Origin of the sequence: Pseudonocardia sp. (assembly GCF_050246655.1) — a bacterium.
Classification (GTDB): Bacteria; Actinomycetota; Actinomycetes; order Mycobacteriales; family Pseudonocardiaceae; genus Pseudonocardia.
Map to the genome: position 1 here is coordinate 21,905 of NZ_JBFWVQ010000003.1, position 25,034 is coordinate 46,938.

At 75.0% G+C, this 25,034-nt stretch carries 24 protein-coding genes and 1 pseudogene; 12 read left to right on the forward strand and 13 right to left on the reverse strand.

Annotated elements, in window-relative coordinates; all coding sequences use genetic code 11:
• Positions 1-11: 11 nt before the first annotated feature.
• From AB7J25_RS01605 to AB7J25_RS01620, 4 genes are all read right to left on the reverse strand, one after another.
• The gene (locus AB7J25_RS01605) at positions 12-2,528 is read right to left on the reverse strand and encodes a bifunctional lysylphosphatidylglycerol flippase/synthetase MprF (protein WP_428504189.1); all 2,517 of its coding nucleotides are present in this window, start codon (positions 2,526-2,528) and stop codon (positions 12-14) included.
• Positions 2,525-3,829, reverse strand: coding sequence for an alpha/beta hydrolase (locus AB7J25_RS01610; protein ID WP_428504191.1), 1,305 nt, complete (start codon positions 3,827-3,829; stop codon positions 2,525-2,527). Before AB7J25_RS01610 ends, AB7J25_RS01605 begins: the two co-directional genes overlap by 4 nt.
• Positions 3,830-3,896: 67 nt before the next feature.
• Positions 3,897-4,145: a hypothetical protein gene (locus AB7J25_RS01615; protein WP_428504193.1), complete on the reverse strand. Its 249-nt coding sequence runs from the start codon at positions 4,143-4,145 to the stop codon at positions 3,897-3,899.
• A gap of 48 nt (positions 4,146-4,193) precedes the next feature.
• Positions 4,194-4,778, reverse strand: coding sequence for a DUF4232 domain-containing protein (locus AB7J25_RS01620; protein ID WP_428504195.1), 585 nt, complete (start codon positions 4,776-4,778; stop codon positions 4,194-4,196).
• 155 nt (positions 4,779-4,933) lie between these two features.
• Here AB7J25_RS01620 and AB7J25_RS01625 point away from each other — a divergent pair, with 155 nt between their 5' ends.
• From AB7J25_RS01625 to AB7J25_RS01650, 6 genes and pseudogenes are all read left to right on the forward strand, one after another.
• Complete coding sequence (locus AB7J25_RS01625) at positions 4,934-6,898, forward strand: alpha-amylase family protein (RefSeq protein WP_428504427.1); 1,965 nt, start codon at positions 4,934-4,936, stop codon at positions 6,896-6,898.
• Positions 6,899-6,976: 78 nt separating this feature from the next.
• Positions 6,977-7,630: a universal stress protein gene (locus AB7J25_RS01630; RefSeq protein WP_428504196.1), complete on the forward strand. Its 654-nt coding sequence runs from the start codon at positions 6,977-6,979 to the stop codon at positions 7,628-7,630.
• Positions 7,631-7,635: 5 nt separating this feature from the next.
• A complete protein-coding gene (locus AB7J25_RS01635; protein ID WP_428504198.1) occupies positions 7,636-8,841 on the forward strand; it encodes an ABC transporter permease in 1,206 nt (401 codons plus the stop codon).
• A gap of 275 nt (positions 8,842-9,116) precedes the next feature.
• A pseudogene (locus AB7J25_RS01640) lies at positions 9,117-9,461 on the forward strand (site-2 protease family protein); the annotation flags it as partial.
• A gap of 137 nt (positions 9,462-9,598) precedes the next feature.
• Entirely contained in the window at positions 9,599-10,072 is a 474-nt protein-coding gene (locus tag AB7J25_RS01645) for a CBS domain-containing protein (protein WP_428504200.1), read from the forward strand.
• Positions 10,073-10,128: 56 nt separating this feature from the next.
• A complete protein-coding gene (locus tag AB7J25_RS01650; RefSeq protein ID WP_428504202.1) occupies positions 10,129-10,671 on the forward strand; it encodes a flavodoxin domain-containing protein in 543 nt (180 codons plus the stop codon).
• An 8-nt stretch (positions 10,672-10,679) separates the two neighbouring features.
• On the opposite strand, the gene AB7J25_RS01655 is transcribed toward AB7J25_RS01650, so the two are convergent.
• Together AB7J25_RS01655 and AB7J25_RS01660 are read right to left on the reverse strand one after the other, a co-directional pair.
• Positions 10,680-11,438 (reverse strand): SDR family NAD(P)-dependent oxidoreductase, encoded by a 759-nt coding sequence (locus tag AB7J25_RS01655; RefSeq protein ID WP_428504204.1) that lies wholly within the window; start codon positions 11,436-11,438, stop codon positions 10,680-10,682.
• A gap of 20 nt (positions 11,439-11,458) precedes the next feature.
• Positions 11,459-12,598: an acyl-CoA dehydrogenase family protein gene (locus tag AB7J25_RS01660; RefSeq protein ID WP_428504206.1), complete on the reverse strand. Its 1,140-nt coding sequence runs from the start codon at positions 12,596-12,598 to the stop codon at positions 11,459-11,461.
• A 74-nt stretch (positions 12,599-12,672) separates the two neighbouring features.
• On the opposite strand from AB7J25_RS01660, the gene AB7J25_RS01665 reads away from it, so the two are divergent.
• The 5 genes from AB7J25_RS01665 (at position 12,673) to AB7J25_RS01685 (ending at position 15,896) form a co-directional block, all read left to right on the forward strand.
• Positions 12,673-13,260, forward strand: a complete 588-nt coding sequence (locus AB7J25_RS01665; protein ID WP_428504208.1) for a TetR/AcrR family transcriptional regulator — start codon at positions 12,673-12,675, stop codon at positions 13,258-13,260.
• Positions 13,261-13,306: 46 nt separating this feature from the next.
• Entirely contained in the window at positions 13,307-13,498 is a 192-nt protein-coding gene (locus tag AB7J25_RS01670; protein ID WP_428504210.1) for a ferredoxin, read from the forward strand.
• Between the two features lie 226 nt (positions 13,499-13,724).
• Positions 13,725-14,261, forward strand: a complete 537-nt coding sequence (locus AB7J25_RS01675) for a hypothetical protein (RefSeq protein WP_428504212.1) — start codon at positions 13,725-13,727, stop codon at positions 14,259-14,261.
• A gap of 169 nt (positions 14,262-14,430) precedes the next feature.
• Complete coding sequence (locus tag AB7J25_RS01680) at positions 14,431-15,150, forward strand: YcnI family protein (protein ID WP_428504214.1); 720 nt, start codon at positions 14,431-14,433, stop codon at positions 15,148-15,150.
• Between the two features lie 185 nt (positions 15,151-15,335).
• Positions 15,336-15,896, forward strand: a complete 561-nt coding sequence (locus AB7J25_RS01685) for a copper resistance CopC family protein (protein ID WP_428504216.1) — start codon at positions 15,336-15,338, stop codon at positions 15,894-15,896.
• A gap of 1,003 nt (positions 15,897-16,899) precedes the next feature.
• On the opposite strand, the gene AB7J25_RS01690 is transcribed toward AB7J25_RS01685, so the two are convergent.
• From AB7J25_RS01690 to AB7J25_RS01715, 6 genes are read right to left on the reverse strand one after another with little or no spacing between them, the layout of a single operon-like run.
• Positions 16,900-17,487 carry a superoxide dismutase gene (locus tag AB7J25_RS01690; protein ID WP_428504218.1) on the reverse strand — a complete coding sequence of 196 codons (588 nt, stop codon included), beginning with the start codon at positions 17,485-17,487 and terminating at the stop codon, positions 16,900-16,902.
• Entirely contained in the window at positions 17,484-18,161 is a 678-nt protein-coding gene (locus tag AB7J25_RS01695) for an ABC transporter ATP-binding protein (RefSeq protein ID WP_428504220.1), read from the reverse strand. The genes AB7J25_RS01690 and AB7J25_RS01695 overlap by 4 nt, the downstream gene beginning before the upstream one ends.
• Positions 18,143-19,054: an ABC transporter ATP-binding protein gene (locus tag AB7J25_RS01700; protein ID WP_428504222.1), complete on the reverse strand. Its 912-nt coding sequence runs from the start codon at positions 19,052-19,054 to the stop codon at positions 18,143-18,145. Before AB7J25_RS01700 ends, AB7J25_RS01695 begins: the two co-directional genes overlap by 19 nt.
• A complete protein-coding gene (locus tag AB7J25_RS01705; RefSeq protein WP_428504224.1) occupies positions 19,048-19,956 on the reverse strand; it encodes an ABC transporter permease in 909 nt (302 codons plus the stop codon). The genes AB7J25_RS01700 and AB7J25_RS01705 overlap by 7 nt, the downstream gene beginning before the upstream one ends.
• Positions 19,949-20,938, reverse strand: a complete 990-nt coding sequence (locus AB7J25_RS01710; protein ID WP_428504226.1) for an ABC transporter permease — start codon at positions 20,936-20,938, stop codon at positions 19,949-19,951. The genes AB7J25_RS01705 and AB7J25_RS01710 overlap by 8 nt, the downstream gene beginning before the upstream one ends.
• The gene (locus tag AB7J25_RS01715) at positions 20,935-22,533 is read right to left on the reverse strand and encodes an ABC transporter substrate-binding protein (protein ID WP_428504228.1); all 1,599 of its coding nucleotides are present in this window, start codon (positions 22,531-22,533) and stop codon (positions 20,935-20,937) included. Before AB7J25_RS01715 ends, AB7J25_RS01710 begins: the two co-directional genes overlap by 4 nt.
• 215 nt (positions 22,534-22,748) lie before the next feature.
• Here AB7J25_RS01715 and AB7J25_RS01720 point away from each other — a divergent pair, with 215 nt between their 5' ends.
• Positions 22,749-23,417, forward strand: coding sequence for a hypothetical protein (locus AB7J25_RS01720; protein ID WP_428504230.1), 669 nt, complete (start codon positions 22,749-22,751; stop codon positions 23,415-23,417).
• Positions 23,418-23,476: 59 nt separating this feature from the next.
• On the opposite strand, the gene AB7J25_RS01725 is transcribed toward AB7J25_RS01720, so the two are convergent.
• Positions 23,477-24,964, reverse strand: a complete 1,488-nt coding sequence (locus AB7J25_RS01725; protein ID WP_428504232.1) for a PepSY-associated TM helix domain-containing protein — start codon at positions 24,962-24,964, stop codon at positions 23,477-23,479.
• Positions 24,965-25,034 lie beyond the last annotated feature (70 nt).

Consider the following 25,034-nt stretch of genomic DNA (forward strand, 5'->3'; position numbering starts at 1 on the left):
GCGCGCGGGGATCAGGCCCGCAACCCCCGCAACAGCCGCAGGGTGGAGACGGCGTCCAGGTCGGGCAGGTACGCGCGGGTGATCGCGGTCGCGATCGCGGGCAGCGCCGCCACGTCCGGGTAGGCCATGTACAGCGGCCGGTAGCTCGGCTGGAACTTCGCCTTGAACGCGAGCAGCGACCGGAACCCGTAGACCGGTTCGAGCGTGCGCCCGGTGAGGTCCAGGAGCCGCTGCAGCGGGTCGGGCTGCTCGCCGCGGTCGAGCCGCGCCAGGGGAGCGCCGGACAGGCTCATCTCCGGGACGCCCTCGTCGCGGAACCGCAGGGCCGCCGATGCGATGAGGAACTCCATGACACCCCGGAATCCCTGGTCGCGGCGGCGCATGAAGTCCAGCGTCCAGCACGCGATCTTCCCGTCGCGGTAGGCGGGCAACCAGCTCGTCACGCCGTGGACGGTGCGGTCGGCGTCCACCGCCACCAGGCAGCGGACGTGCTCGTCGTCCAGCTCGGCCAGGCCACCGAGGGTGAACCCCATCTCGGGCAGGCCCTTGTCGGTCACCCACTCCTCGGAGATGGCGCGGATCTGGTCGGTGAGCGCGAGCGGCGCGCTCCCGACGGTGATCCACTCGGCGGTGACGCCCGCCTTGCCCGCCTTGTTGAGCGCCGTGCGGACGTCCTGCCACTTCCGCCCGGTGAACGCGAGGTCCGGCAGCGCGACGACGGTCTCCTCCGCCACCTGGACGGCGTCCCAGCCCAGCGCGGCGGTGGCCGTCCGGGTGTCCTCGCCGATGCTGTAGAGGCACGGGGTCCAGGCGCGCTCGGCGCAGAAGCGGGCGAACTGCGCCACCGCAGGCCCGCGGGCAGCCGGTGCGCCGAAGGGGTCGCCGGTGGTGAGCGCGATCCGCCCGATCACCCGGTACGCGACGCCGGCGCGGCCGTCCGGGGCGAACCAGTAGCTGTTGCCCGGCCAGGTGGCCTGCCACGACAGCGCCGTCCCGCCCTCGGTGAGCAGTAGCTCGCGGGCCGCAGCGGCGTCCCCGGTGTCCGTCGCGGTGCGGCGCAGCACCCGCAGTGACGCCACCAGCACGACGGCCCAGAACACGACACCGCCCCACTCGTAGACGACCGTCGCGAGCGTGCCGACCGGGAGGAACCGCACCTCGACCTCGCCGAGGTAGCCGGGCGGGAGGAACCGGGTCGGGACGTCCAGGGCGAGGTCGGCCCACCCGGGCACGGGGGAGAAGTCCTGGCGCAGCGCGTGCCCGAGCAGGACGTACGCCACCGAGACGGCGACGAGGGTGGCGACGACGGTCACCGTCCACCCCCGGTACGTGCCCGGTGGCGCGAGGATCGTGAAGCGGCGCCGCGTGAGCACCAGCAGGCCCGCGACGGCCAGCGGGAGCAGCACCGCCGTCGCGACCGCGGCGTAGAACAGCGCGTCCGTGGCGCCGCCGAACGCGACCAGGCGCTCCGTCGGCGTGCGGGCGGTGGTGAGTGCGAGCGCGAGCCCGAACGCGGCCAGCACCACGTTCACGAGCACCGCACCCCACCAGGCGAAGCGCCTGCCGCGGCGCAGCCCGTCGGCGAGCCCCAGCAACAGCACGACGGGCAGCAGCGACATCACCGCGGGCCCGATCCCGCCGACCCGCAGCCGGAACTGCAGGCCCAGGCAGTCGTCCGACGCGGTGGGGTCGGCGCACAGCGCCTGCACCTGTGCGGGCTCCGGCGGCGGGGGCAGCACCAGGTAGCGCAGCACCGACAGCGGCCCGATGGACGTCCCGGACAGCGCCGCGATCAGCGGCCCCGCCGCCGACGCCGCCACCACCAGCGCGATCAGCACCCGCGTCTCCGCGGCCGACGGTCGTCCGGCCCGCTCCGGGGCGCGCCCGCGCAGCAGCGGTCCCGCGGCGAGGCCGACGAGGCCCGCGACGAGGCGCAGCACGTCCTCCAGCGAGCCCGAGTACAGCGCGAGCATCGCGAGCACCACGAGGGTGACGACGCGGACGCGCCGCCGCCACAACGGGCCCCAGAACGCGCTCGCGGCGAGCCCGACGCCGACGGCGGCGGGCGACGCCCCGACCGCGACGTCCGTGGCGAGGCTCTGCGCCCAGCCGTCCCCGGTGAGCCCGCCGAGCGCCACGAGCCCGGTGCCGAGCGCGGTGCCGACGACCTGGGTGCCGACGAGCAGCAGCGCCGTGCGGGCCGGGCCGAAGCGGCGTTCGGCGGGCACGACGAGGATCAGCAGAAGGGCGGTCGTGGCGAGGTAGCTGACCGCGTCCGCGCCCCACGCGATGCTCGTGAGCGGGGTCCACCAGCGGCCGGCCTGCAGCGACGGCACCCCCACCCCGACGACCTGTTCCAGCGCGGGCGCGGGCCCGGCCACGATGCTGTCGGTCACGAGCCCGACCACCCACAGCGCGACGGCGAACCCCACCGTCACGGGGGCGGCGCGGGCCACGGCCCGGACGCGGCCCGCCGGCAGCGCGAGCCGCCCCGGCGCCCAGCGCCGGGGCGGGGCGGGGGCGCTCATGGCGTGAGCCGCAGCCGGGCGCCCAGCCACGGCAAGGCGTCGGAGAGGCCCGGGCCCCACACGTCGAAGCTGTGGCCGCCGGGGATCACGACGAGCCGCGTGTCAATGCCGGCGGCGCCCGTGGCCTCGTGGACCCGCTCCGCCTGCGGCAGGTAGGTGGCGTCCTGCGCGCCGCCGACGAGGAACCCCGCGCTCGCGGGGAAGCGGGTGCGCGCCAGCACGTCCAGCGGGTTGACGGCGGCGAACGCGGCCTCGTCCCCGGCGAAGGCGGCCTGGACGGTGCGGGCGTGGTCGCCGAGCGTCGGCCCGTCCTCCCCGGAGATGAACACGAACGTCGGATACACCCGGGGGGCGTTCACGGCCAGCTGCAACGCGCACGTCGCGCCGCCTGAGAACCCGCCGACCGCCCACCTCGACGGGTCCGGGTCGACCTGCAGGTGGGTCCGGACCCACCCCGGCACGTCCACGCTCAGGTAGGTGGCGACCCGGCCGAGCCGTGAGTCCATGCACAGCGGGTTGGCGGTGGTGGAGCCGAGGTCGTCCGCGACCACGACGACGGGGGCGAGGCCGTCGTGCGCGCTCGCGTAGGCGTCCATCCGCGCGGCGAGCCGGCCGCCGTCGAACCACTGCTCCGGCGCGCCCGGCTGGCCGCCCATGAGCACCAGCACGGGCAGCAGCGCCCGCGGCGAGGCGAGGTAGGCGGGCGGTAGGTACATCCATGCCTGCCGGGCCACGAACCCGGACCGCGGCCCGGGGATGTCGACCTGGGTGACCGCGCCCTCGGCCGGCATCCCCGCGGGTGGCGTCCACGCCTGCGACAGCGGGTGGCCAGGGCGGGCCGCGACGAGCGGGGCGTGCAGCGGGATGTCGGCGAACAGCCGCTGGTCCGACGGGGGCAGGCCCAGCGCCGTGCGCGGCGTCGGGTAGGCCCCGAACGCGAGGTTGGTCCACTGCGCCCCGCCGAGCAGGACGGCGGGCACCGCGAGCAGCGACACCACGCGCGTCCAGCGGCCCCGCGCGCGCCAGCCGAGCACGGCCAGCACCACGGCCGCGACGAGCGCCCCGGCCGACACCACGACCTGCGCCGGGAGCGGGTCCGGGAACGGCCGCCACACCCGGTCCACCGCCACGGCGACGGCGACCGCCGCGACCGCACCGACCGCGAGCGCCAGCGGGACCGCCCGCAGCCACCACCGCCTGCCGCGGCCCGCGAGCAGCACCAACGCCGCGCCCGCGGCCACGGCGAAGATCGCGACCGGCAGCCCGCCCTGCAGCAGCGACACGTCGAGCAGGCGCGCCATCCCGTCCTCCGCGAACCGCAGCCGGACCGTCCGGCTCGGTTCGGACGCTACCCGCGTGCGGCCCGCGTCAGCGGGGACCGATCCGCCGCACCACCTCGACCCGGGACCCGTCCTCCCCGACGATGCCCGCACCCGGCCACCACAGCTCCAGGACGGTGCGTTCGGAGTGCGGGTTGAGGATCATGCGCAGCTCGCCGGCGACCTCGTCCGGGAGGCGGTCCGGGACGTCGTCGGTCCCGAGCACGGTGCGGGCGAGGTACTCGACGTCGCCGGGGTCGACGGCGAGATGCTCGGCGAGGCGGTCGACGGTGCACACCCTCCCGGAGTAGCACGCCGGTGCCGTCGCGTGCCAGCTCGACCTGACTCAGCTCGCCGCCGTCACCGTCGTCACGGTCAGCTGGGGCTGTGGCGGGGTGCCCGAGCAGCCGGTGCCCTCGGCGGGCACGAAGAGCGAGGCGGTGTCGCCGGGCGGGTAGACGCGCAGCCCGCGCACCGGGACGGGCACGCACGCGGCCTCGTCGAAGTTGCCGACGTTGACGAACCGGACCGTCGCGGACGCCGCCTCCCCCGGCGCGAGCTCGACCTGCGGGCCGCGCTCGCCCTCCTCCTGCGCGGCCGGACCCACCTGCTGGCCGTCGTCGCCGGTCACGTACGAGACGCCGGGGAAGCCGCGCAGCTCGCACGTCCGGGTCCCGGTGTTGGTGAGCAGCAGCGGCCGGTAGGTCGAGCCGGCGGCCCCGTCGGGGGTGCCGAGCGAGCCCGTCAGCTCGGCGGTGGTGCAGCGCGGCACCGCACCCCCGGTCGGCGCGGCCGGGGACGCGGGTGCGGGCGAGGTGGCGGGGGCGGCCGGGGCGGGCCCGGGAGCCGTGCCGCAGGCCGCCAGCAGGGCGGCGAGGGCGGTCACGAGCGCCGTCACGAGCACGGCGGGCAGGGCGTGCGTGCGGCGCACGGGCGCCTCCGATTCTCCGACGGTCACACCGACGATCACCGACGTCGGCCAGTCGACCACGACCCGCCCCACCCGATCCCGCGACGCGCCCGGCGGGGCACCCGGAGGTGTCGCACGATCCCCGCGGGCCGCGGCAGGATGTCCGGGTGATCGCCATGCGGCCGGACGTCGAGCGCCGCCGCCGAGCCGCGTCCGCGCTGGCCCGGCTGCACCCCCGGCTGGACGCGGAGGCCCGGCGCCTCCTCGGTCACGAGGCCGAGGGCTTCCTCGCCCGCCTGGACCTGTGGTTCGCCGACCTGCACGGCCCCCTGGAGCACCTCTACGGCGACGGGGACGACGTGGCCGACCTCCTGGTGCGCCTCGCGCTGGCGGCGGCGGCGCAGCGCCCCGCGGAGCTGCGGGCCCTGGACCGGCGTCGGGAGATCCGGCCGCGCTGGTACCAGGAGCCGGGCATGATCGGCTACGTCGCCTACACCGACCGGTTCTGCGGCACGCTGAAGGACCTGCCGTCGCGGCTGGACCACCTCGCGGACCTGGGCGTGCGCTACCTGCACCTCATGCCGCTGCTGCAGCCCCGTCCCGGGGAGAACGACGGCGGGTACGCCGTCATGGACTATCGCGCCGTCGATCCCCGGCTGGGCACGATGGAGGACCTGGAGTCGGCCGCGCGGGCGTTGCGCCAGCGCGGGATGAGCCTGTGCGTCGATCTCGTGATCAACCACACCGCGCGGGAGCACCCGTGGGCGCGTGGCTGGGTGGCGGGCGAGCCTGCCTACGCGGACTTCTACCTGGCGTTCGCCGACCGCACGATGCCCGACGCCTACGAGGCGACCATCGCCGACGTCTTCCCGGACCGGGCGCCCGGTTCGTTCACGTGGTTCGACGAGGCGAACGGCGGGTGTGGCGGCTGGGTGTGGACGACCTTCTTCGCCTACCAGTGGGATCTCAACTGGGCCAACCCGAACGTCTTCGCCGCCGTCCTGGAGACCGTCCTGTGGCTCGCGAACCGGGGTGTGGAGATCTTCCGGATGGACGCGGTCCCGTTCCTGTGGAAGCGGCTGGGGACGTCGTGTCTCAACCTGCCCGAGGTGCACGAGCTGCTGCAGGCGCTGCACGCGCTGACCAAGCTCGCGGCGCCGGGCACGGTGTTCAAGGCCGAGGCGATCGTCGCGCCCGAGGACCTCGTGCCCTACCTCGGCGGGCACGCCCGCTACCGGCCGGAATGCGAGCTGGCCTACCACAACCAGCTCATGGTGATGCTCTGGTCGAGCCTCGCGACGAAGGACGCGCGGCTGGCCGTCCAGTCGCTGCGGCGGATGGCGCCCGTCCCGGACGAGGCGGCCTGGGCGACGTATGTGCGCTGCCACGACGACATCGGCTGGGCGGTCGCCGACACCGACGCGTGGGCGGTGGGCTACGACCCCTTCGCGCACCGGCGCTTCCTCAACGACTTCTTCGCGGGTGCCTTCCCCCTGTCCTACGCGCGGGGAGCGCTGTTCCAGGACAACCCGGAGACCGGGGACGCCCGCATCTCGGGCACGTGCGCGGCGCTGTGCGGGATCGACGAGGCCCGCGAGCGCGGCGACGAGCACGCGCTGGCCCTCGGCATCCGCCGCCACCTGCTGCTGCACGCCGTGACGTTCGCGTGGGGCGGGGTGCCGCTGCTCTACATGGGCGACGAGCTCGCGCTGGCCAACGACACGGGCTACCTCGAGGATCCGGCGCTGGCCGCGGACAACCGCTGGATGCACCGGCCGTACCTCGACCCGGAGGCGTTCGCCCGCCGTGTCGACCCGGCATCGGTCGAGGGGCGCGTGTACGCCGGGATCCGCACGCTCGCCCGGATCCGCGCGGAGCTGCCCGCGCTGCATGCCGCGGGTGCCTCCGGGGTGCTGGAGCTCGACGACCCGCACGTGCTGGCCTGGTGGCGGCGCCATCCGCGCAGCGGGCACTTCGTGGGGCTGGTCAACGTCGCCGAGCACCCGGTGACGATCGACGCGGGCCTGCTGCGCCGCTTCGGTCCACTCGAGACGGTGCACGCGAGCGACGGGCCGGTGCGCGTCGAGGGCGGGCGGGTGCACCTGCCGGGGCTCGCGTTCGCCTGGCTCGCCGAGCCCTGACCTGCCCGGGCCCTTCGCCTCTTCCCGGTCCGTCGCCCGGGGCACACGCTGTGATGCGGATCCTCGGGGAGGAACGAGATGAGGCGCATCCTGTCTCCGGAGGACGGCACCGACGCGGTCCTCACCCCGGTCCCCGCGCGCGTGGTCCTGCTGACCACCTCCGGCGAGGTACCTCGCTGGACCGCGGACTGGTGCCGGCACACCGGGCGGGTCCTGCACGTCCGCCGCCTGCGGCCGGGTGGCGGGTCGGACGCGGGGGGCCACGCGGTCGAGCGCGTGTGCGCGCTGGCGGGGGATCTCGTGCTCGTCGTGCCTCCCGGCCTCGACGGCGCCACCCCGCGGCGGGTCGTCGCCGCGCTGCGCGATCTCGACGCGGAGCCCGGTGTGCTGCGCCACGCCGCGCAGGTCGCCGAGGAGACCGGGGGCGAGCTCGTCGTCCTGCACGCCGTCCCGCGGTCGTTCGGCGAACGCTCGATCGGCCTCGACGCCGCCGTCGGCGCCGGGCAGGCGCTGGTGGCCGCGGCGGCGCGGTGGACCGCCGCGCGGGCTCCGGACGTCCCGTGCCGGGGCACGCTGGTGCGCGCGCACCCGCACGAGGCGGTCGGGGGGAACCTCCGGGCGGACCTGCTCGTCCTCGGCGGGCCCCGGCCGGGCCGGCCCGAGCCGGGCCCCGTCGTCAGCACCGCGCTGCAGCACGCGCCCTGCCCGGTGCTGCTCGTTCCCCGTGGCTGACGGCCGTGCTCACCCTGCGCGACGCCGGGTCGGCGGCGGTTCAGGCCCTGCAGGCCAACCGGATCCGCTCGGCGCTCACCACCCTCGGCATCGTCATCGGCATCGCCGCGGTCATCGTCGGGGTCGCGCTCGGCAACGGTGTGCAGGCCTACTTCGACGAGATCGTCGGCCCGCTCACCACGCAGATCACGGTGGCCCCCGTGACGCACGTCGCGGGGGGCGGCCGGGCTCGTCCGCTGACCGACGGCGACGTGTCCGCGCTGGACGATCCCGCGCGCGCACCCGACATCGCGTCCGCGACGCCGGTCGTCATCGGCAGCGCCGCGGTGCGCGCTCCTGCGGGGGAGCGGCGGACGACGGTCGTCGGCACGGAGGCCGGCTACTGGGACGTCACGGACCGCGGCCTGGTGGCGGGGCGGTTCTTCGCCGGCGACGGCGACGACCGTGAGGTCGTCCTCGGCCCGGTGACCGCCGCCGAGATGTTCGGCGGGGACGGCTCGGCGGCCGTGGGCACGACCCTGCGGATCGGGCGGCAGCGCTTCCGGGTCGTCGGCGTGCTGACGTCCAACAGCCAGCTCGACGACGTGGCCGTGATGGGCATCGAACCCGCCCGCGCGTACCTCTTCGGCGACAGCGGCGAGCTCAGCCAGATCCTCGTGCGCGCCCGCAGCGCGCAGGCCGTCCCGGCGGCGACCGGGCAGATCGTCACGGTGCTCACCGATCGCCACCGGATCCGCGATCCCGCGGACCGTGACTTCGAGGTCGTCTCGCTGCAGAACCTCATCGAGCAGCGCGAGGAGTTCCTCGGCGTGCTGCGCACGTTCATCGGGTTGGTCGCGGCGATCTCGCTGCTGGTCGGCGGGATCGGGGTCGCGAACATCATGCTGGTGGCGGTCACCGAGCGGACCCCGGAGATCGGTCTGCGTAAGGCGGTCGGGGCCTCGCGGGGGGCGATCGTCGAGCAGTTCCTCACCGAGGCGGCCATGCTGTCCGGCGCGGGCGGGCTCGCCGGGATGGTGCTCGGCGTCGGGTTGTGCGAGCTGGCTGCGCTGGCGTTGCAGGGCTCCACGACCTTCCCCGCTCCCGTCGTGTCCCCGGTGTCGGTGGTGGTGTCCTTCGTGATCAGCGTCGGCGTCGGCCTGGTCGCGGGCAGCTATCCGGCAGGCCGGGCGGCGCGGCTGGAGCCCGCCGACGCCCTGCGCCACCACTGAGCGGGGACCTCTCCCGGCCGGATGCGTGCCGTTCGGCCCGGGTGCCGCGCCCGGCCCAGCGCGCAGCATCGGCAGGAGCGAGGAGGTGCGACGTGCCCGCGACGGTTCCGCTCGGCCGGGTGGCCGGGATCGCTGTGACGGCCCGGTGGTCGGCGCTCGCCGGGACGGCCCTCATCGGCGTGCTGCTGTCCGTGTCGGTGCTGCCGGCGCTCGCGCCCGGGTACGGGAGCGCGGCGTACGCGCTGGCTGGCGGCCTGGCCGCGGTCGGGTTCGGCGTGTCGCTGCTCGCGCACGAGCTCGCCCACTCCGTCGTCGCCCGCCGGGCGAGGGTGGAGGTCCGCGGGATCACGTTGTGGTTGCTCGGCGGCGTGTCGGAGCTGGCGACGCCGCCCCGTGACCCGGCGGCCGAGGTCCGGATCGCGCTGGCCGGGCCGGCGACCAGCGTCGCGCTCGGCATCCTGACCGGGGCGGTGGCAGCCGCCGCTGCCGGCCTCGGCACACCGGCGCTGCCACTGGCGACGCTGTCCTGGCTGGCCACGATGAACCTCGTGCTCGGCGTGTTCAACCTGCTCCCGGGCACCCCCCTCGACGGCGGCCGCGTGCTCCACGGCGTGGTGTGGCGCCACTGCGGGGACCGCGTGCGCGCCACCCGGATCGCGAGCACGGCAGGCCGGGTCCTGGGCGCCGTCCTCGCCGGGCTCGGCGCGATCCTGGCGGTCACCGGCCGCCTCGACGGGCTCTGGCTGGTCCTCGTCGGGTGGTTCATCGCGGGCTCCGCAGCGGCCGAGTCGGATGCGGCGGACGCGGCGCAGGGGTCGGCGCGGCTGGCCGGGCTGCGGGTCGCCGACGCCATGTCCGCCCCGGCGACACCGCCCCCGGATGGCAGACGGTCTCCGCGTTCGCCGAGCGCCTCGCCGCGGGTGGGCCGGAGAGCCGCCACCGCAGCTTCCCGGTCGTCGAGTTCGACGGGCGGGTGGTCGGGACCGTCGAGCTCGCCGATCTCGCCCGCTGCCCGGCCACCGAGCGCCCCCGCACGGTGGTGCGTGAGCTCGCCCGGCCGCTGCCGCCGTCGCAGGTGCTCGCGGCCGGTGCGCCGCTGCGGGAGGTGCTGTCCGGGCCGCTGGCGCGCGGCAGCGGGCTGGGCGTGGTGGTGGACGGCGGCCGGGTCGTCGGTGTCCTCACCGGGGCCGACCTGGTCCGGGCCGAGCTCGGGGCCCTCGCCACGCGCTGAGCCGCCGCCGCGCACCACGGGCGGCGACGGTGGAGAGGCAGGGAAAGGGGACGACGATGAGGATCCTGGTGGCCTACGCGGGCGTGCACGGGGCGACGCGGTCGATCGCCGAACGGATCGCCGACCGCCTGCGCCGCGCCGGGCTCGACGCCGACCTGCGGCCCGCGCACGAGGTGGGATCCGTTGCGGGCCACGACGCGATCGTCCTCGGCAGCGCGATCCACGACGGCCAGTGGCTGCCGGAGGCGGCGGAGCTCGCCGGCCGCGAGGCCGCGGCGCTGGCGGACCACCCGGCATGGCTCTTCAGCGTCGGGATGGTCGGCGACCGGTCCAGCTCGCTGCCGCGCCCGGTCGCGCGGATGCTGCGCTCGCGCCAACCCGTCCCGGATGCCGTCGCCGCGGCCGTCCGCGCGGGCGTGCTCGCGGGACGCCACCACCGGTTCACCGGGGTGTTCCTGCGCGAGCACACCGGCCGCAACGGGGCGCTGCTCTACCGCGCCATGGGCGGCCGGTTCGGCGACCACCGCGACTGGGACGACGTGCACGGCTGGGCCGACAGCATCGCCGCCGCGCTGGTGGGGGAGCGGGCCGGCCGCTGACCGCGCCGTCAGCGGGCGGTCATGCGCAGGGCACCGTCCATCCGGATCGTCTCGCCGTTGAGGTAGTCGTGCTCGACGATCATGGCGACGAGCCGGGCGAACTCGGCCGGGGTCGCGAGCCGGCGCGGGAAGGGCACGCCGGCGGCGAGCCCGGCGCGGATCTCGTCGGAGAACCCGGCCATCATCGGGGTATCGACGATGCCGGGGGCGACGGTGACGACGCGGATGCCGTACTGGGCGAGGTCGCGGGCCGCCGTGACGGTCATCCCGGCCACGCCCGCCTTCGAGGCGGCGTAGGCGATCTGGCCGATCTGGGCCTCGAACGCGGCGATGGACGCGGTGTTCACGATCACCCCGCGCTGGCCGTGCTCGTCGGGTTCGTTGCCCGCCATCGCCTCGGCGGCCAGCCGCATCACGTTGAACGTGCCGAGCAGGTTGACCCGCAGCACGGACTCGAACAGGTCCAGGTCGTGCGGGCCGCGGCGGGACAGGATCCGGGCGGACGGCGCGATTCCGGCGCAGCTCACGGCCACCCGCAGCTCCTGGCCGTCGTCGGCGATGCGGGCGAGGGCGGCGCGGACGGGCAGCTCGGTGGTGACGTCGGCCTCGATCAGAGCGATGCCCGCGGACGGGACGGCCTCCGCGATCGACTTGCCGAGATCCAGGCCGTAGACCGTGGCACCCGCGGCGGCGAGGTGCGTGGCGGTGGCGGCGCCGAGGCCGGAGGCGGCCCCGGTGACGAGCGCGGCGGCTCCGGAGATGTCCATGGAGTGCGGTTCCTCTCGGGTCAGCGGGCGAACTGGCGGCTGATGACGAGGCGCTGGATCTGGTTGGTGCCCTCGAAGATCTGCATGATCTTCGCCTCGCGCATGTAGCGCTCGACCGGGAAGTCGCGCGTGTAGCCGTAGCCGCCGAGCACCTGCACGGCGTCCGTGGTGACCTTCATCGCGGCGTCGGTGCAGACCAGCTTCGCGACGCTGGCCTGCCGACCGTACGGGCGGCCGAGATCGCGGCGGCGGGCGGCGTCCAGGTACGTCGCGCGGGCGGAGTCCACGGCGGCCGCCATGTCGGCGAGCAGGAACCCGAGCCCCTGGTGGTCGACGATCCTCTTCCCGAACGTCGTGCGCTCGTTCGCGTAGTCGACGGCGGTGTCCAGCGCGGCCTGGGCGAGCCCCGTGGCACACGCGGCGATGCCGAGGCGGCCGGAGTCCAGGGCGGCGAACGCGATCGGCAGGCCCTGGCCCTCCGCGCCGATCAGCCGCTCCGCGCCGAGGAGGGCGCCGTCCCAGTTCGCGGTCGTGGTGGGCACGGCGTGCAGGCCCATCTTCTCCTCGGGCCTGCCGAACGACAGGCCCTCGGCCTGCCCGGGCGCGAGGAAGCAGGAGATGCCGCGCGGGCCCTCCCCGGTGCGGGCGAAGAGGGCGTAGAAGTCGGCGATACCGCCGTGGGTGATCCACGCCTTCGTGCCGGTGATCCGGAAGCCGCCGTCGGTCCTCTCGGCCTTGCAGGTGAGCGCCGCGGCGTCCGAGCCCGCCTGCGGTTCGGAGAGCGAGTAGCCGCCGACCAGCTCACCGGCGAGCATGCGCGGTAGCCACTTCTGCTTCTGCTCCTCGGTGCCGAAGGTGAAGACCGGGAAGCAGGCCAGCGTGTGCACGCTCGTGGCGACCGCGACGGCGGCCCACCGGGCGGCCAGCTCCTCGACGACCTGCAGGTACACCTCGTAGGGCTGCTCGCCGCCGCCGTACTCCTCGGGGTAGGCCAGGCCCAGCAGCCCCGCCTGGCCGAGGGTGGCGAACAGGCCCTCCGGGTAGCTCTCGGCGCGCTCGTGCTCCTCGACCCGCGTCGCCAGCTCCTTGTCCGCGATGTCGCGGGTGAGGGCGATGAGATCCTCGGCTTCCTGGGTGGGCAGGAGGCGGTCGACGGCCATGGCGACTCCTAGCGGCGGTACTCTGATAGGTACGAGAGTACCGTAACGCATCGTCCTTCGGATAGCATGGCGACGTGACGAACACCCCTGTGCGTGCCCGGCGGGGCTCGGCGCGGCGCGAGGAGCTGTTCGACGCGCTGGTCGCGCTGCTGCTCGCCGAGGGCTTCGCCCACCTCACCCTGGACGACCTGGCCGCCCGGCTGCGCTGCTCCAAGCGCACCCTCTACGGGCTCGCGGACTCCAAGGAACAGCTCGTCCGCGCCGCGGTCGTGCACTTCTTCCGGCGGGCCACCGCCGACGTCGAGGCCGAGGTCGCCCGCCACGGCGGCGCGCAGGAGCGGTTCGTGGCCTACCTCGGCGCCGTCGCCCGGCAGCTCGAGCCGGCCTCGGCGGTCTTCTTCGACGACGTCGCCGCGTTCGCCCCGGCCGCCGAGATCTACGAGCGCAACACCCGCGCCGCGGCCCGGCGGGTGGAGCAGCTGCTCGACGCCGGCGTGCGCGACGGGGTGTTCCGACCGGTGCACCGGGCGTTCGCGGCGGACGTCATCGCGTCGGTCATGGTGCGCATCCAGCAGCGACAGGTCGCGGCCGCCACCGGGCTCGGGGACGCCGAGGCCTACGAGCAGCTGACCACGCTGCTGCTGCACGGGCTGCGGCGCTAACGTGACCCCGACCGGCCCATCGGGGCTCGCGACCAGGAGGCCAACCGTGAAGATCGTCGTCGACTACAACAAGTGCTCCGGGCTCGGGCTCTGCGAGGCGACCGCGCCGGACTACTTCGAGGTGCAGGACGACGGTTCGCTCACCCTCCTGCGCGAGGAGGGCGACGAGGCCGACCGCGCGATCCTGGAGGAAGCGGTCGTGAGCTGCCCGACGGAGGCGCTGCGCCTGGAAGGCTGAGCCGCGACGGCGGCACAGGCCCGCGGGCGGCGGCACACACCGTCGAGTGGCGGCACACACCGTCGGCGGTGTGTGCGAGGGCCTTGGGGCGTGTGCGAGGGCCGGGCGTCCGACACCCGGATGCGCGAGGACGCCGTTGCCTGCATCACCTGGAGTGCTGTCTGGGCGGTCACCTAGGGTAGTACCGGCCGCACCAGCGGCGACGACCTGACCGAGCGAGGTGCGGATGGGCGAGGCGTACGGCCTGCTGCCGCCTCTGCGGATCGTCCGCGCCGGGGCGTCGGCCGGGGCGGCCACGGCCCTCGGCCTCGCGGGCCACCTCGCTGCGGGTGGCGCGTTCACCCTCACCGGCACCCTGCTCGCGTTCGCCGCCGTACTCGCGCCGTCATGGCTCCTGGCCGGGCGCGAGCGCGGCTGGACGTTCATCGCCACCGTGCAGGTCGTGGCGCAGCAGGTGATCCATCCGCTGCTCACGGGCGTCGCACCCGAGCCCGCCGCGCTGCCGCACGACGTCATGTTCTTCCTGCACGTGCTCGGCGCGCTCGCGATGGCCGCGTGGCTGCGCCTCGGCGAGCGTCGCGCCTGGGCGGCCGCCCGCCGCCTCGCCGCGCGGATCCTCCACTGGGCGATCCGGTTCCTCGCCGGTGCCGCCCGCCCGGCCGGGCCGGTCGTCCGGGCCCGCCCGTCCGGTGCCGTCGCACTCCCCGCGGCGGCGCTGCTGCGCCACGCCGTCGTCCGGCGCGGCCCGCCTCTCCCGGCCTGACGGTCCGACCCCGGCCGGGCTCCGCCCGGCCGCCCGCCCGTCGTGGTGGCCCGCTGCCCGCCCCTCGCGCGTCCTGAGCTCCGCGCGACCCGGTCGGGAGCGCGGCCGTCCGGCCGTCGGTCACCGCCCGGTTCCCGGAGCTCTCCCCACTCCCGAGAGGTTCCCTCCCATGATCGTCCGTTCTCTGGCGCGCACCGCCGCGGTCGTCGCGGCCGCAGCGGCCCTCGTCGTCGCGGCCGCCGCGCCCGCCCTTGCCCACGTCACCGCCCAACCCGGCCGCGCCGAGCAGGGCGGGTACACCGTCGTCTCGATGCGGGTGCCCAACGAGTCCGACACGGCGGGCACCGTGAAGCTGGAGGTCAGCCTGCCCGCCGACACCCCCATCACCGGCGTCCGCACCACGCCGGTCCCCGGCTGGACGGCCACGGTCACGAAGGCCGCGTTGAACCCGCCGCTGGAGCGCCACGGCCGCCAGATCACCGAGGTGGTCCGCACCGTCACGTGGACCGCGCAGCCGGGCACCCGCATCGGGCCGGGGGAGTTCCTCGAGTTCCCGCTCTCGCTCGGGCCGATGCCCACCGGCGTGGACCGCATCCTGCTGCCTGCCGTGCAGACCTACGACGACGGCGAGATCGTCCGCTGGGACCAGCCGCCCGCCGACGGGGCGGAGCCGGAGCGGCCCGCGCCGGTCGTCGAGCTGACGGCGGTGTCGTCAGGCGACGGCCACGGCGCCGCAGCGGCGATCGCGGCCGGTGCCGGCGGCCTCGGGGGCGCGGACGGTACCGACAGCACCGCGCGTTGGCTCGGCGGTGCCGGCCTGCTGCTCGGCGGGCTCGGTCTCGGGCTCGGCGTGGGAGCCCTGCTGCGCGGACGGCGGGGGTCGGCGTGAGCGGCGGGACGGGTGTGGGCCGTGGAGTGCGCGGTGGGATCGGTGTGAGGGGCGGTGGGACCGGCGTGGGCCGTGGGTTGCGCGGCGGGTTCGGTGTGAGGGGCGGCGTGAGCGGTGGGATCGGTGTGAGGGGCAGTGGTCCGGTGGGTCGTCGGGACGGGACGGGCGCGGGGGGCACTGGTCGCGTGGGTCGTGCGGCCGGTGCCAGGCGGCACCTGCGCCGCGGGGTCGCGGTGGTGCTGCTCGCCGTCGCCGCGATGCTGGGCGTCGCCGCGCCCGCGTTCGCGCACACCCGGCTGGAGGGCACGGACCCGGCCGACGGGTCCTCGCTGGCCGAGGCCCCGCAGCGGGTGTCGCTGACGTTCAACGAGAACCTGCCGGCCGAGTTCAGCGCGATCACCGTGATCGGGCCGGACGGCGCGGCCTACCAGAGCGGGGCGGTCTCGGCCCAGGGCACCACGATCTCCACGGCCGTCCGCCCGCTCGGCCCGGCCGGCCGCTACGAGATCGGCTACCGCGTGGTGTCCGACGACGGGCACCCGGTGGAGGGCAAGGTCGCGTTCACGCTGACCGCACCCGGACCGGCCGCCGCCGCCGCGACCTCCCCGAGCGCGGCGTCGCCGGCCCCCGTGGCGGCCACCCCGGCACCGGACGGCGGCTCGGCGCCGGTCTGGCCGTGGATCGCCGGTGCGGTGGTGCTCGTCGCCGCCGGGGTGACGGTGGCGCTGCGGGTGGGCCGCCGGTAGCCGAGGCGCGGCGCCTGATCCGGTGACCGCGCCGGAGGGTGGGTCGGTCGAGCTGGTCGTACACCGTGACGAGTCGGCCGGCCGACCCGGCCCGCTTCGCGGGGGGTTCGGCACTGCTTCGCGGGGGTTCGGCCCGCCTGGATAAGGCTTCGCAGGGGTCCGGTACCGCCTCGCAGGGGGTTCGCAGGGATCCGGTACAGCCTCGCAGGGGTCCGGCACAGCCTCGCAGGGGTTCGACACCGCCTCGCAGGGGTCCGACACCACTTCGCAGGGGTCCGACACCACTTCGCAGGGGTCCGACACGGTTCGCAGGGGCCCGGTACCGCCTCGCAGGGGCCCGGTACGGCCTCGCAGGGGTCCGGTACGGCCTCGCAGGGGTCCGGCACGGTTCGCAGGGGCTGCAGCGTCTGCGAACCGTGCCAGGGGTCTGCGAAGGGCGGCCGCGGACTGGTGTGAGCGGCGATCCGACGGCTCGCGCCGTTCAGGTGGCCGGCGGGCGGCGCCGGGCTGTGCTGCACGGCGGCACCGGGCGTCGGGCCGTGCCGCGGGGCGGCCGGGGTCGGGCCGTCGGCACCGCCTCGCAGGGCTCCGGTACCGCCTCGCAGGGGTCCGGTACCGCTTCGCAGGGGTCCGGTACCGCTTCGCAGGGGTTCGGTACCGCTTCGCAGGGGTTCGGCACCGCTTCGCAGGGGTTCGGCACCGCTTCGCAGGGGTTCGGCACGGTTCGCAGGGGCTGCAGCGTCTGCGAACCGTGCCAGGGGTCTGCGAAGGGCGGCCGCGGACTGGTGCGAGCGGCGATCCGACGGCTCGCGCCGATCAAGTGACCCGGCAGGCGGCGCCGGGGGTCGGGCCGTACCCCACGACGGCGCCGGGGGTCGGGCCGTACCCCACGACGGCACCGGGGTCGGGCCGTGCCATGGCGGCACCGGGGACCGGACCGTGCCCCACCGCTGCGCCCGAGGCCGGGCCGTGCCCCGCGGCGGCGCCGCGATGGGCCCGCGGATCAGCCCCCGAAGCGGGCGGCAGCGTCGGCCCAGTTCACGACGTTCCACCAGGCCTTCACGTAGTCCGGCTTCACGTTCTTGTACTGCAGGTAGAACGCGTGCTCCCACATGTCCAGCATCACCACGGGCGTGAGCCCGACCGGCACGTTGCCCTGCTGGTCGGTGAGCTGGAAGACGTGCAGCCGCCCGGCGATCGGGTCGCGGGCGAGCACGGCCCAGCCGGAGCCCTGGATCGTCGTCGCGGCTGCTGTGAAGTGGGCCTGGAAGGCGTCGAAGGATCCGAACTGGTCCTCGATCGCGGCGGCCAGCTCGCCCTCGGGCGCGCCGCCGCCGTCCGGCGACAGGTTCTGCCAGAAGATCGAGTGGTTGACGTGGCCGCCGAGGTTGAACGCCAGGGTCTTCTCCAGCCCGACGATCGCGCCGAAGTCGCCCTTCTCGCGAGCGGCGGCGAGCTTGTCGAGGGTGTCGTTGAGCCCGTTGACGTAGGTCTGGTGGTGCTTGGAGTGGTGGAGCTGCATGATCTCGCCCGAGATGTGCGGTTCGAGCGCGCCGTAGTCGTAGGGCAGGTCGGGGAGGGTGTAGGTCACGCCGCCACGCTATCGCTCCTACCATTCATGTGCATCTGCACGATCCGGTCCGCCCAACGGCCGAGGAGGACGCCGTCGTGGGAGACCGCGAGCACCGCGCATCCGGTGTCGGCCTGGTACTCGCGGATCACACCGACGAGGGTGGCCGTCGTCGAGGCATCGAGCATGGTCGTCATCTCGTCGCACAGCAGGTACGCCGGGCGCAGCACGAGTGCCCTCGCGAGGCCGGCCCGCTGGAGCTGCCCGTCGCTGACCTCGTGCGGGCGCCTGCCCAGCAGGTCCGGCGTGAGCCCCACGCGCTCGGCGATCTCGGCCACCTGTACGGGCAGCCGGTTGGCCCGCAACGGTTCGGCGATCGTGGCCCGCAGCGTCATCCGCGGATCGATGGCCAGCCGCGGCTGCTGGAAGACCATCCCGACCCGGGTGCGCAGCCCGCGCGACGCACGGTGGCGGAACCCGGGCACGGGCGCACCGTCGATCTCCACGGTGCCCGCGTCGGGACGGTGCAGCAGCGCGAGCACACGCCCCAGGGTCGTCTTGCCGCAGCCGCTGGGGCCCGCGAGCCCGACGGTCTCCCCGCCCCGGACCTCGATGCCGACCCCCTCCAGCACGGGCGCGCTACCGTAGCCCGCGACGACGTCCCGGGCCGCCCAGATCAGATCGGGTGATGACACGCCACACCTCCGACGGGTTCGGGAAGGGTCGCGCACACCGCGTCCGCGTGGTCGCAGCGCGGCGCGAACGCGCACCCCGCGGGTAGGTCGGTGAGCAGCGGCGGGTGCCCCCGGACGGGGACGAACCCGCGGTCCGGGAGGGCATCGACCAGGCCGCGGGTGTAGGGATGGCGGGGCCGGTCCAGTAGCTCCGCCGTCTCGCCGGTCTCGACGATCCGCCCCGCGTACATGACCGCCACGCGGTCGGCGACGACACGGGCGGCGGCGAGGTCGTGGGTGATGAGCAGGACCGCGTGGCCCACCGCGACCAGCCGGGCCAGCTCGCCGACCAGGGCGTCGACGAGCGCGCGGTCCAGCCCGGTGGTGGGCTCGTCCGCGATCAGCAGCGGCGGGTCGCCCACCAGCGCGAGCGCGGTCGCGACCCGCTGCGCCATGCCGCCGGACAGCTCGTGCGGGTAGCGGTCGAGGTCCGCCGGATCGAGCCCGGCGCGGATCGCGGCGGCGTCCGCGCGGACCCGCCGCTGCGGCCGTGGCACGTGGACGGCGGCCGCCTCCTCCAGCTGCGCCCGCGCCGTCCGTACGGGGGTGAGGTGTCCCGCGGGGCTCTGCGGCACCAGCCCGATCCGCCGCCCCCGCACCGCCGTGGCGAGCTCCCGCTCGGAGGCGGTGAGCAGGTCCAGGTCGTCCAGCAGGGCGCGCCCCGCCACCTCCGCGTTCGCCGGCAGGAACCCGAGCAGGGCCGAGGCCAACACGGACTTGCCGCACCCGCTCTCGCCGACCAGCGCGACGCAGCGGCCCGGCTCCAGCGTGAAGCTCACGTCCGACACCGCCGCGACGCTCGCCCCGGGCAGCGCGAACCGCACCGACAGGCCGTCCACCCGCAGGCTCACCACGACAGCTCCGAGCGCCGCCGCGGGTTCAGCCGGTCCCGCCACACCCCGCCCACGCCCGCCACGGCGAGCGTCGCCACGACCAGGACCAGCCCCGGTGCCGCCGACATCCACCAGTGCCCGAGCAGCAGCGAGCGCGACGCGTCGTTGAGCATGTTGCCGATGCTCGCCGTGTGCGCCGGCAGGCCGAGCCCGAGGAACGACAGCGCCGTCTCGTGCCAGATGGCGTGCGGCACCATGAGCGTCGTCGTGAGCAGCACCTGCGGGGCGACGTTGGGCAGCAGGTGCCGCACCATGATCCGGGACCGCGACGAGCCGCCCAGCACCGCCGCGTCGACGAACGGGCGCCCGCGCAGCGCCAGCACCTCGGAGCGGACGATCCGCGCCGACGACAGCCAGTGCGTCAGCGCGATCGATGCGACGACGCTGAACAGGCTCGGCCCGAGGATCGCGACGATCACGATCCCGAGCAGCAGGTGCGGCACCGCCGCGACGCCGTCGACGGTGCGCATCAGCAGCCGGTCCGTCCAGCCGCCCGCCACCCCGGCCAACGCCCCCACCGCCGTCCCGACGACCGACGACACCACCGCGGCCAGCAGCCCGACGGCGAGCGAGATCCGCAGGGCGTAGATGCAGCGCAACAGGACGTCGCGGCCCAGCTCGTCCGTGCCGAACGGGTGCGCGGGCCCCGGCGGCAGGTTCGCGGCCGCGAGATCGACGAACTGCTGGTCGAGCTGCACCACCATGGGCACGACCAGCGCGGCCCCCACCAGGACGGCCAGCACGCCGCCCGACACCCAGGCCCGCAGCCGCGGGGCCCCGCCGGTGCCTGCTGCGGTCAGCCGGGAGCGGGTCGCGGGGCGCCAGGCGGGTGCGGTCTCGCGGCGGCTCAGTACCTCAACCATCGACGGCCACCCTCGGGTCGGCGAGTGCGTACAAGATGTCGGCCAGCAGGTTGCCCATCAGCACCGTGGTGGTGAGGATCAGCGTGCACGCGGCCAGGAGCGCGAGATCGAGGTTCAGCCCGGCCTGCACCGTCGCGCTCGCGATCCCCGGCCAGGAGAACACCACCTCGACGAGCAGCGCTCCCGACACCAGTTCCGCGACGCGCGTGCCGAGCAGGCTCAGGAACGGCAGCAGGGAGGTGCGCAACGCGTGCCCGAGGAGCACCACCCGGTCCGGCACGCCCCTGCTGCGCGCGCCGATGACATGGCTCTGCGAGAGCGACTCGATCAGCGCCTGCCGCACGAACAGCACGAACCAGGGCGCCTGCGAGATCGCCAGCACCGATGCCGGCAGCACCAGGTGGCGCGCCACCTGCGCGACATCGAGTGCTGCTCCCGGGTCGGTCAGGCCGCCGCCTGGCAACCACTGCAGTGCCTGCGCGAAGACGTAGATCGCGAGCAGGCCGATCCAGAACACCGGGGCGGCCTCCAGTGTGAAGCACGTCCCGGTGATCACCCGGTCCGTCCACGTGCCCTGCAGCCAGGCCGAGAGGGTGCCGAGCACCAGTCCGAGGAGCAGCGCCGCCACGAACGCCGTCCCCGCCAGCAGCGCGGACCACGCCAGCCGCTCGCCCAGCACCTGCGCCACGGGCTGGTGCAGGAACAGCGAGTCCCCGAGATCACCCGAGACCACGTTGCCCAGCCACGCCCACCACTGGCTCAGGAGCGGCTCGTCCACCCCCCAGTTCTCCCGGATCTGCGCCACCCGCGCCGGGTCCGCCCCGATGATCCGCACCCCGAAGTAGCGCTCCACCGGGTCGAACGGGGAGAGCTTCGCCAGCGCGAACTGGGCGAAGCTCACCACCACCAGCAGCGGGACCACGAACCACAGTCGCCGCAGCGCCATCCGGGCGATGTCGCGGTATCTGGTGTGTGGCGTCATGCCGGGGACGGCGCCCACTTCTCGAGGTTCCACCACGGCCCGTGCAGCAGCCCGTGGTCATGTGGCTCGACCTGTTCCTGCATGCCGCTCCACCCCGTGCGCATGACGTAGGTGTGGTCGAGGAACACGAGGAACGCCCAGCCGGGATCGGCGACGTAGGCCTCCTGGAACTCGTCGTAGGCGGCCTTGCGGGTGGCCGGGTCCAGGCTGGACCGGCCCCGGTCCAGCGCGGCGTCGACGGTCGCGTTGCGGTAGTGCGTCATGTTCACGTAGCCGTCCTGGCCGATGTACCGCGAGTGCAGCAGGGTGTACGTGGCCGTGTCCGGGTCGTACGGGTCGCCGCCGCCCCAGATCGCCGCCGTCTCCTTCTGCCGCGCCAGCATCACCTCGAACGTGGTGCCCTCCACGGGCGCGTCGATGCCGAGCTTCGCGATGTCCGACGCCGTCGCGAGCGCGAGTTCCTTGCGCAGCGAGTCCGTCCCCGGATACAGCACCGGCAGCCGGGCGCGCACCCCGTCCTTGCTGCGGGCGCCGTCCGGGCCGCGCACCCAGCCGGCGGCGTCGAGCACGCGGCCCGCCTCGTCGGGGCCGTAGGTGAACGTCGCCGCCGGGTCGTACCACTCGGCGAGGTAGGGCGAGATCGGCGTCGCCGCGGGCTTCCCGGCGCCCGCGAGCACGGTGTCGATCATCGCCTGCCGGTTGATGCCGAGGTTGATCGCGCGACGCACCGCGGGGTCGCTCGTCAGCGGCAGGTCCGACGGGATGCCGAGCCCGCGGTAGTCCGCGCTCTCGCTCTGCACGACCTGGTAGCCCTCGCGGCCCTCGTAGGCCTTCGCGAGCTTCGGCGGCAGCGCCGTCGCGTCGAACTCACCCGCGGCCATCCGTTGCGCGCGGGCGTTGTCGTCGGTGACGAACACGAACGTCGCGGAGGTGACCTGGGGCGCCGGGCCCCAGTACTCCGGGTTCGCCTCCAGGACCAGCCGGTCGCCCTTGCGCCACTCGACGACCCGGTAGGGGCCGGTGCCGATCGGTGCGGTGTTGAAGGGCGCGGTGTTCACGTCCTGGCCCTCGAACGCCTTCGCGGGCACGACCCCCAGCGTCAGCCGCTGCGCGAACGGGGCGTACGGGTACTTCAGCCCGAACACCACCGTGCGCGGGTCAGGGGACGTCACCGACTCCAGCGCGTCGAAGCTCGACGCGATCGTCGAGTCGACCTTGGGGTCGATCACCGACGAGTAGGTGAACACCACGTCCTGCGCGGTCAGGGCGGTGCCGTCGGAGAAACGGACGCCATCGCGCAGCGTCGCCGTCCAGGTCAGGCCGTCCGGCGAGGCCGTCGGCAGCGTCTGCGCCAGCGCCGGGACCAGGTCGAGGCCCGCGTCGCGGGCCACGAGACCGTCGAAGATCTTCGAGGCGCCGTCCGGGGCGTACCCGAGTATCGGGTTGAGGCTCTCCTGCTCCGACCCGGCGGCGATGACGATCGACCGCCCGTCCCGCGCCGTTCCGCCGTCGCCGCCGACGCCCGTGGGCGCCGCACATCCCACGGTCGTGAGCAGCACCGCTAGCCCGACCGTCATCATCCTGATCGCCCGCATGGGGGACAGTGAACGTGTTCATGCCATCTATCGGCAATAAGCCAACAGTGGCATGTGCAGTCATCTTGCCAAGTGATGCCACTGCAGGTAATTTGCAGGAAGTCGCAGATCGTTCTGGCAGCTCGATGGCGGCGACGCGAGGGTCCTGGCCGGTGGGGCAGGGCCCTCGCGGCATCTGTTGCGAGTGGGTGGCAACAGTGCGCAGGCTGTGGCCCATGCATCCCGTCGAGATCGAGGTGTTGCTCCTGCGGGCGCTGGCCCCGCCGGGTCCGGGAGTGGCGTACCGGGTGGTGCGGGCTCCTCTCGCCCACGGCACCACCCCGGACGGCGCGGCTTTGCGGCTGGCGGGGATCGAGGGCCCGGCAGCGGGCGGGAGCGCCGAAGCGGGCGGCAGGGCGGTGGCGGGCCACCCGCCCGGGCCCACGGTGGCGGGCGCGTGCGTGCCGGGCGGCGCCGGGTCGGTCCCCGTCGCGGGCCCGGCTACCGTCTGCCACTCGACGTCCTGGCGCCACGAGGCCGGCACCGTCGTCCTCACCTACGCGGCGCTGCCGGATCCGCGGCCCGGCCTGCCCGCCGCGACGCTCGATGCCCCGGCGGTCCTCTGCTCGGAGGACCCGCTGCGCCCCGCACCGGCCGGGCTGCACGGCCACCACGTCGTCGCGCACGCCGTCCGTCACCTCGCCTACCTTGCCGCGCACGATCCCGTCGTCGCCCGAGCAGCCGCCGCGGACCGCACCGGTGTGTGGCGCGCCGTGCTGCACGGTGCCGCGGGGATGCCCGTCGGCACGCACGTCGAGCTGCTGGCCGGTGGTCACCTCCACCCCGGGCGGGGCGGAGCGGCGATGCCCGCGGCGGGCGTGCCGGGGGGCGAGGCGGCCTCCTGATGATCCGTGCGTGCGGTGCGGAGCGGCCACGGATGGCCGCCCCGCACCACGGACGCGGATCATGCGGCCCGGCGGCCGCGCGGGTGCCGGTCCCCGCCGTTCGGAGCCGTTCCGAACGCGCGGGCGAGCGCAGGCACCCGCTGGACGACCAGCGTGTCGAGCACCAGCACCGCCAGGATCGAGGCCCCGAGCAGCGGGAACAGGATCCCGAGCATCGCGATGACGAGCAGCAGCCCGAACCCGAGCGTCCGGCTCGGGACCTTGCGTGGGGCGCCGATCCCCGTCGGGCGCCGCCTGCGCCACATGACGACCGCCGAGGCGAGCGACACGAGCAGCGCCAGGGCGCCGATCGCCGACAGGATCTGGTTGACGGTGCCGAACTCCCGACCCTCGTGCAGGGCGATGCCGACGTTGGTGGACTTGCTGAGCCAGCCGAGGTCGGCGAACCCGTACTGCGAGATCGGCGTGGCGGCGTACTGGTCGATGTAGGCGATGTGGACGTCGGTCGCGCTGCGGTTCGGCTGCTGCGGGCCGTCCTCCCAGCTCGTGGCCAGGTAGGAACCGGTCTCGTCCTCGGGGTAGTACAGCGAGAGCCCGTCGCGGATCACCAGCTGCTGGCCGACGGCGACCACGGCGTCCAGCGGTGCGCCCCGGGCCGGGTCCCAGCTCAGCGGCGCACCGACGGCGCCGGGCGGCGCCGATGCCGGGATCGGCTGGTTGCCGAACGCCCACGCCGACCTGCCGTTGGGCAGCAGCTCGCCGACCGTCGTGGATGTCGTCTCCACCTCCGGGGTGCCCCCGAGCGCGCTGCTCGCCACGGACAGGTAGTTCGGACCCCAGACACCCGTCCAGGCCATGCCGGTGAGCAGGAAGAACAGGGTGACGAAGGAGAACAGCACCCCCGTGACGGCGTGCAGGTCGCGCCAGAACGTGCGGCGGCCCGACGGCCCGCGGACGGCGAGCGCCCGGCGCAGGCCGCGGCCGCGCGGCCACCACAGGTAGCTCCCGGTGATCAGCAGCACCACTCCCCAGCCGGCGACGATCTCGACGAACCCGTCGCCGATCGCCTCGTTGCCGAGCCAGCGACCGGTCATCAGCGAGCCGTGCAGCTCCAGCGCGATCGACGGCAGGTCGGTGGACTTGTCGACCTCGCCGAGGACGGTGCCGCGGTAGGGATCCACGTACACCATGAGCTCGCGCCCGTCGGCCGCGGCGATGTCGAAGATCGTCGAGCGGGTCGCGTCGGCGGGTGTGTAGACGGCGACGAGGGTTGCGTCCGGGTGGGCGGCGAGGACGGCCTGCTCCCGGTCCTCGTAGGTCGCCGTCGTCGCCGCCGGGGTCACGTGCTGGAGATCGCCGTACTGCAGGCTCCAGATCTGCGGCTTGAACAGCCACACCAGACCCGAGAGGCAGAGGATCGCGAGCACGGGGACGACGAAGAGGCCGGCGAAGAAGTGCCAACGCCAGAACGTGCGGTAGAGCGAGCCGGCGGCGGGTGCGGCCGGTTCGGCGGGGTCGATGGCGCTGGTCGAGCCGGTGGTGGTCATCGGGACCGTCCAGGGGTGACGGGCATGTCGGTGCTCCTGTGGATGGGCGCGCGACGGCGGCGCACCGGCC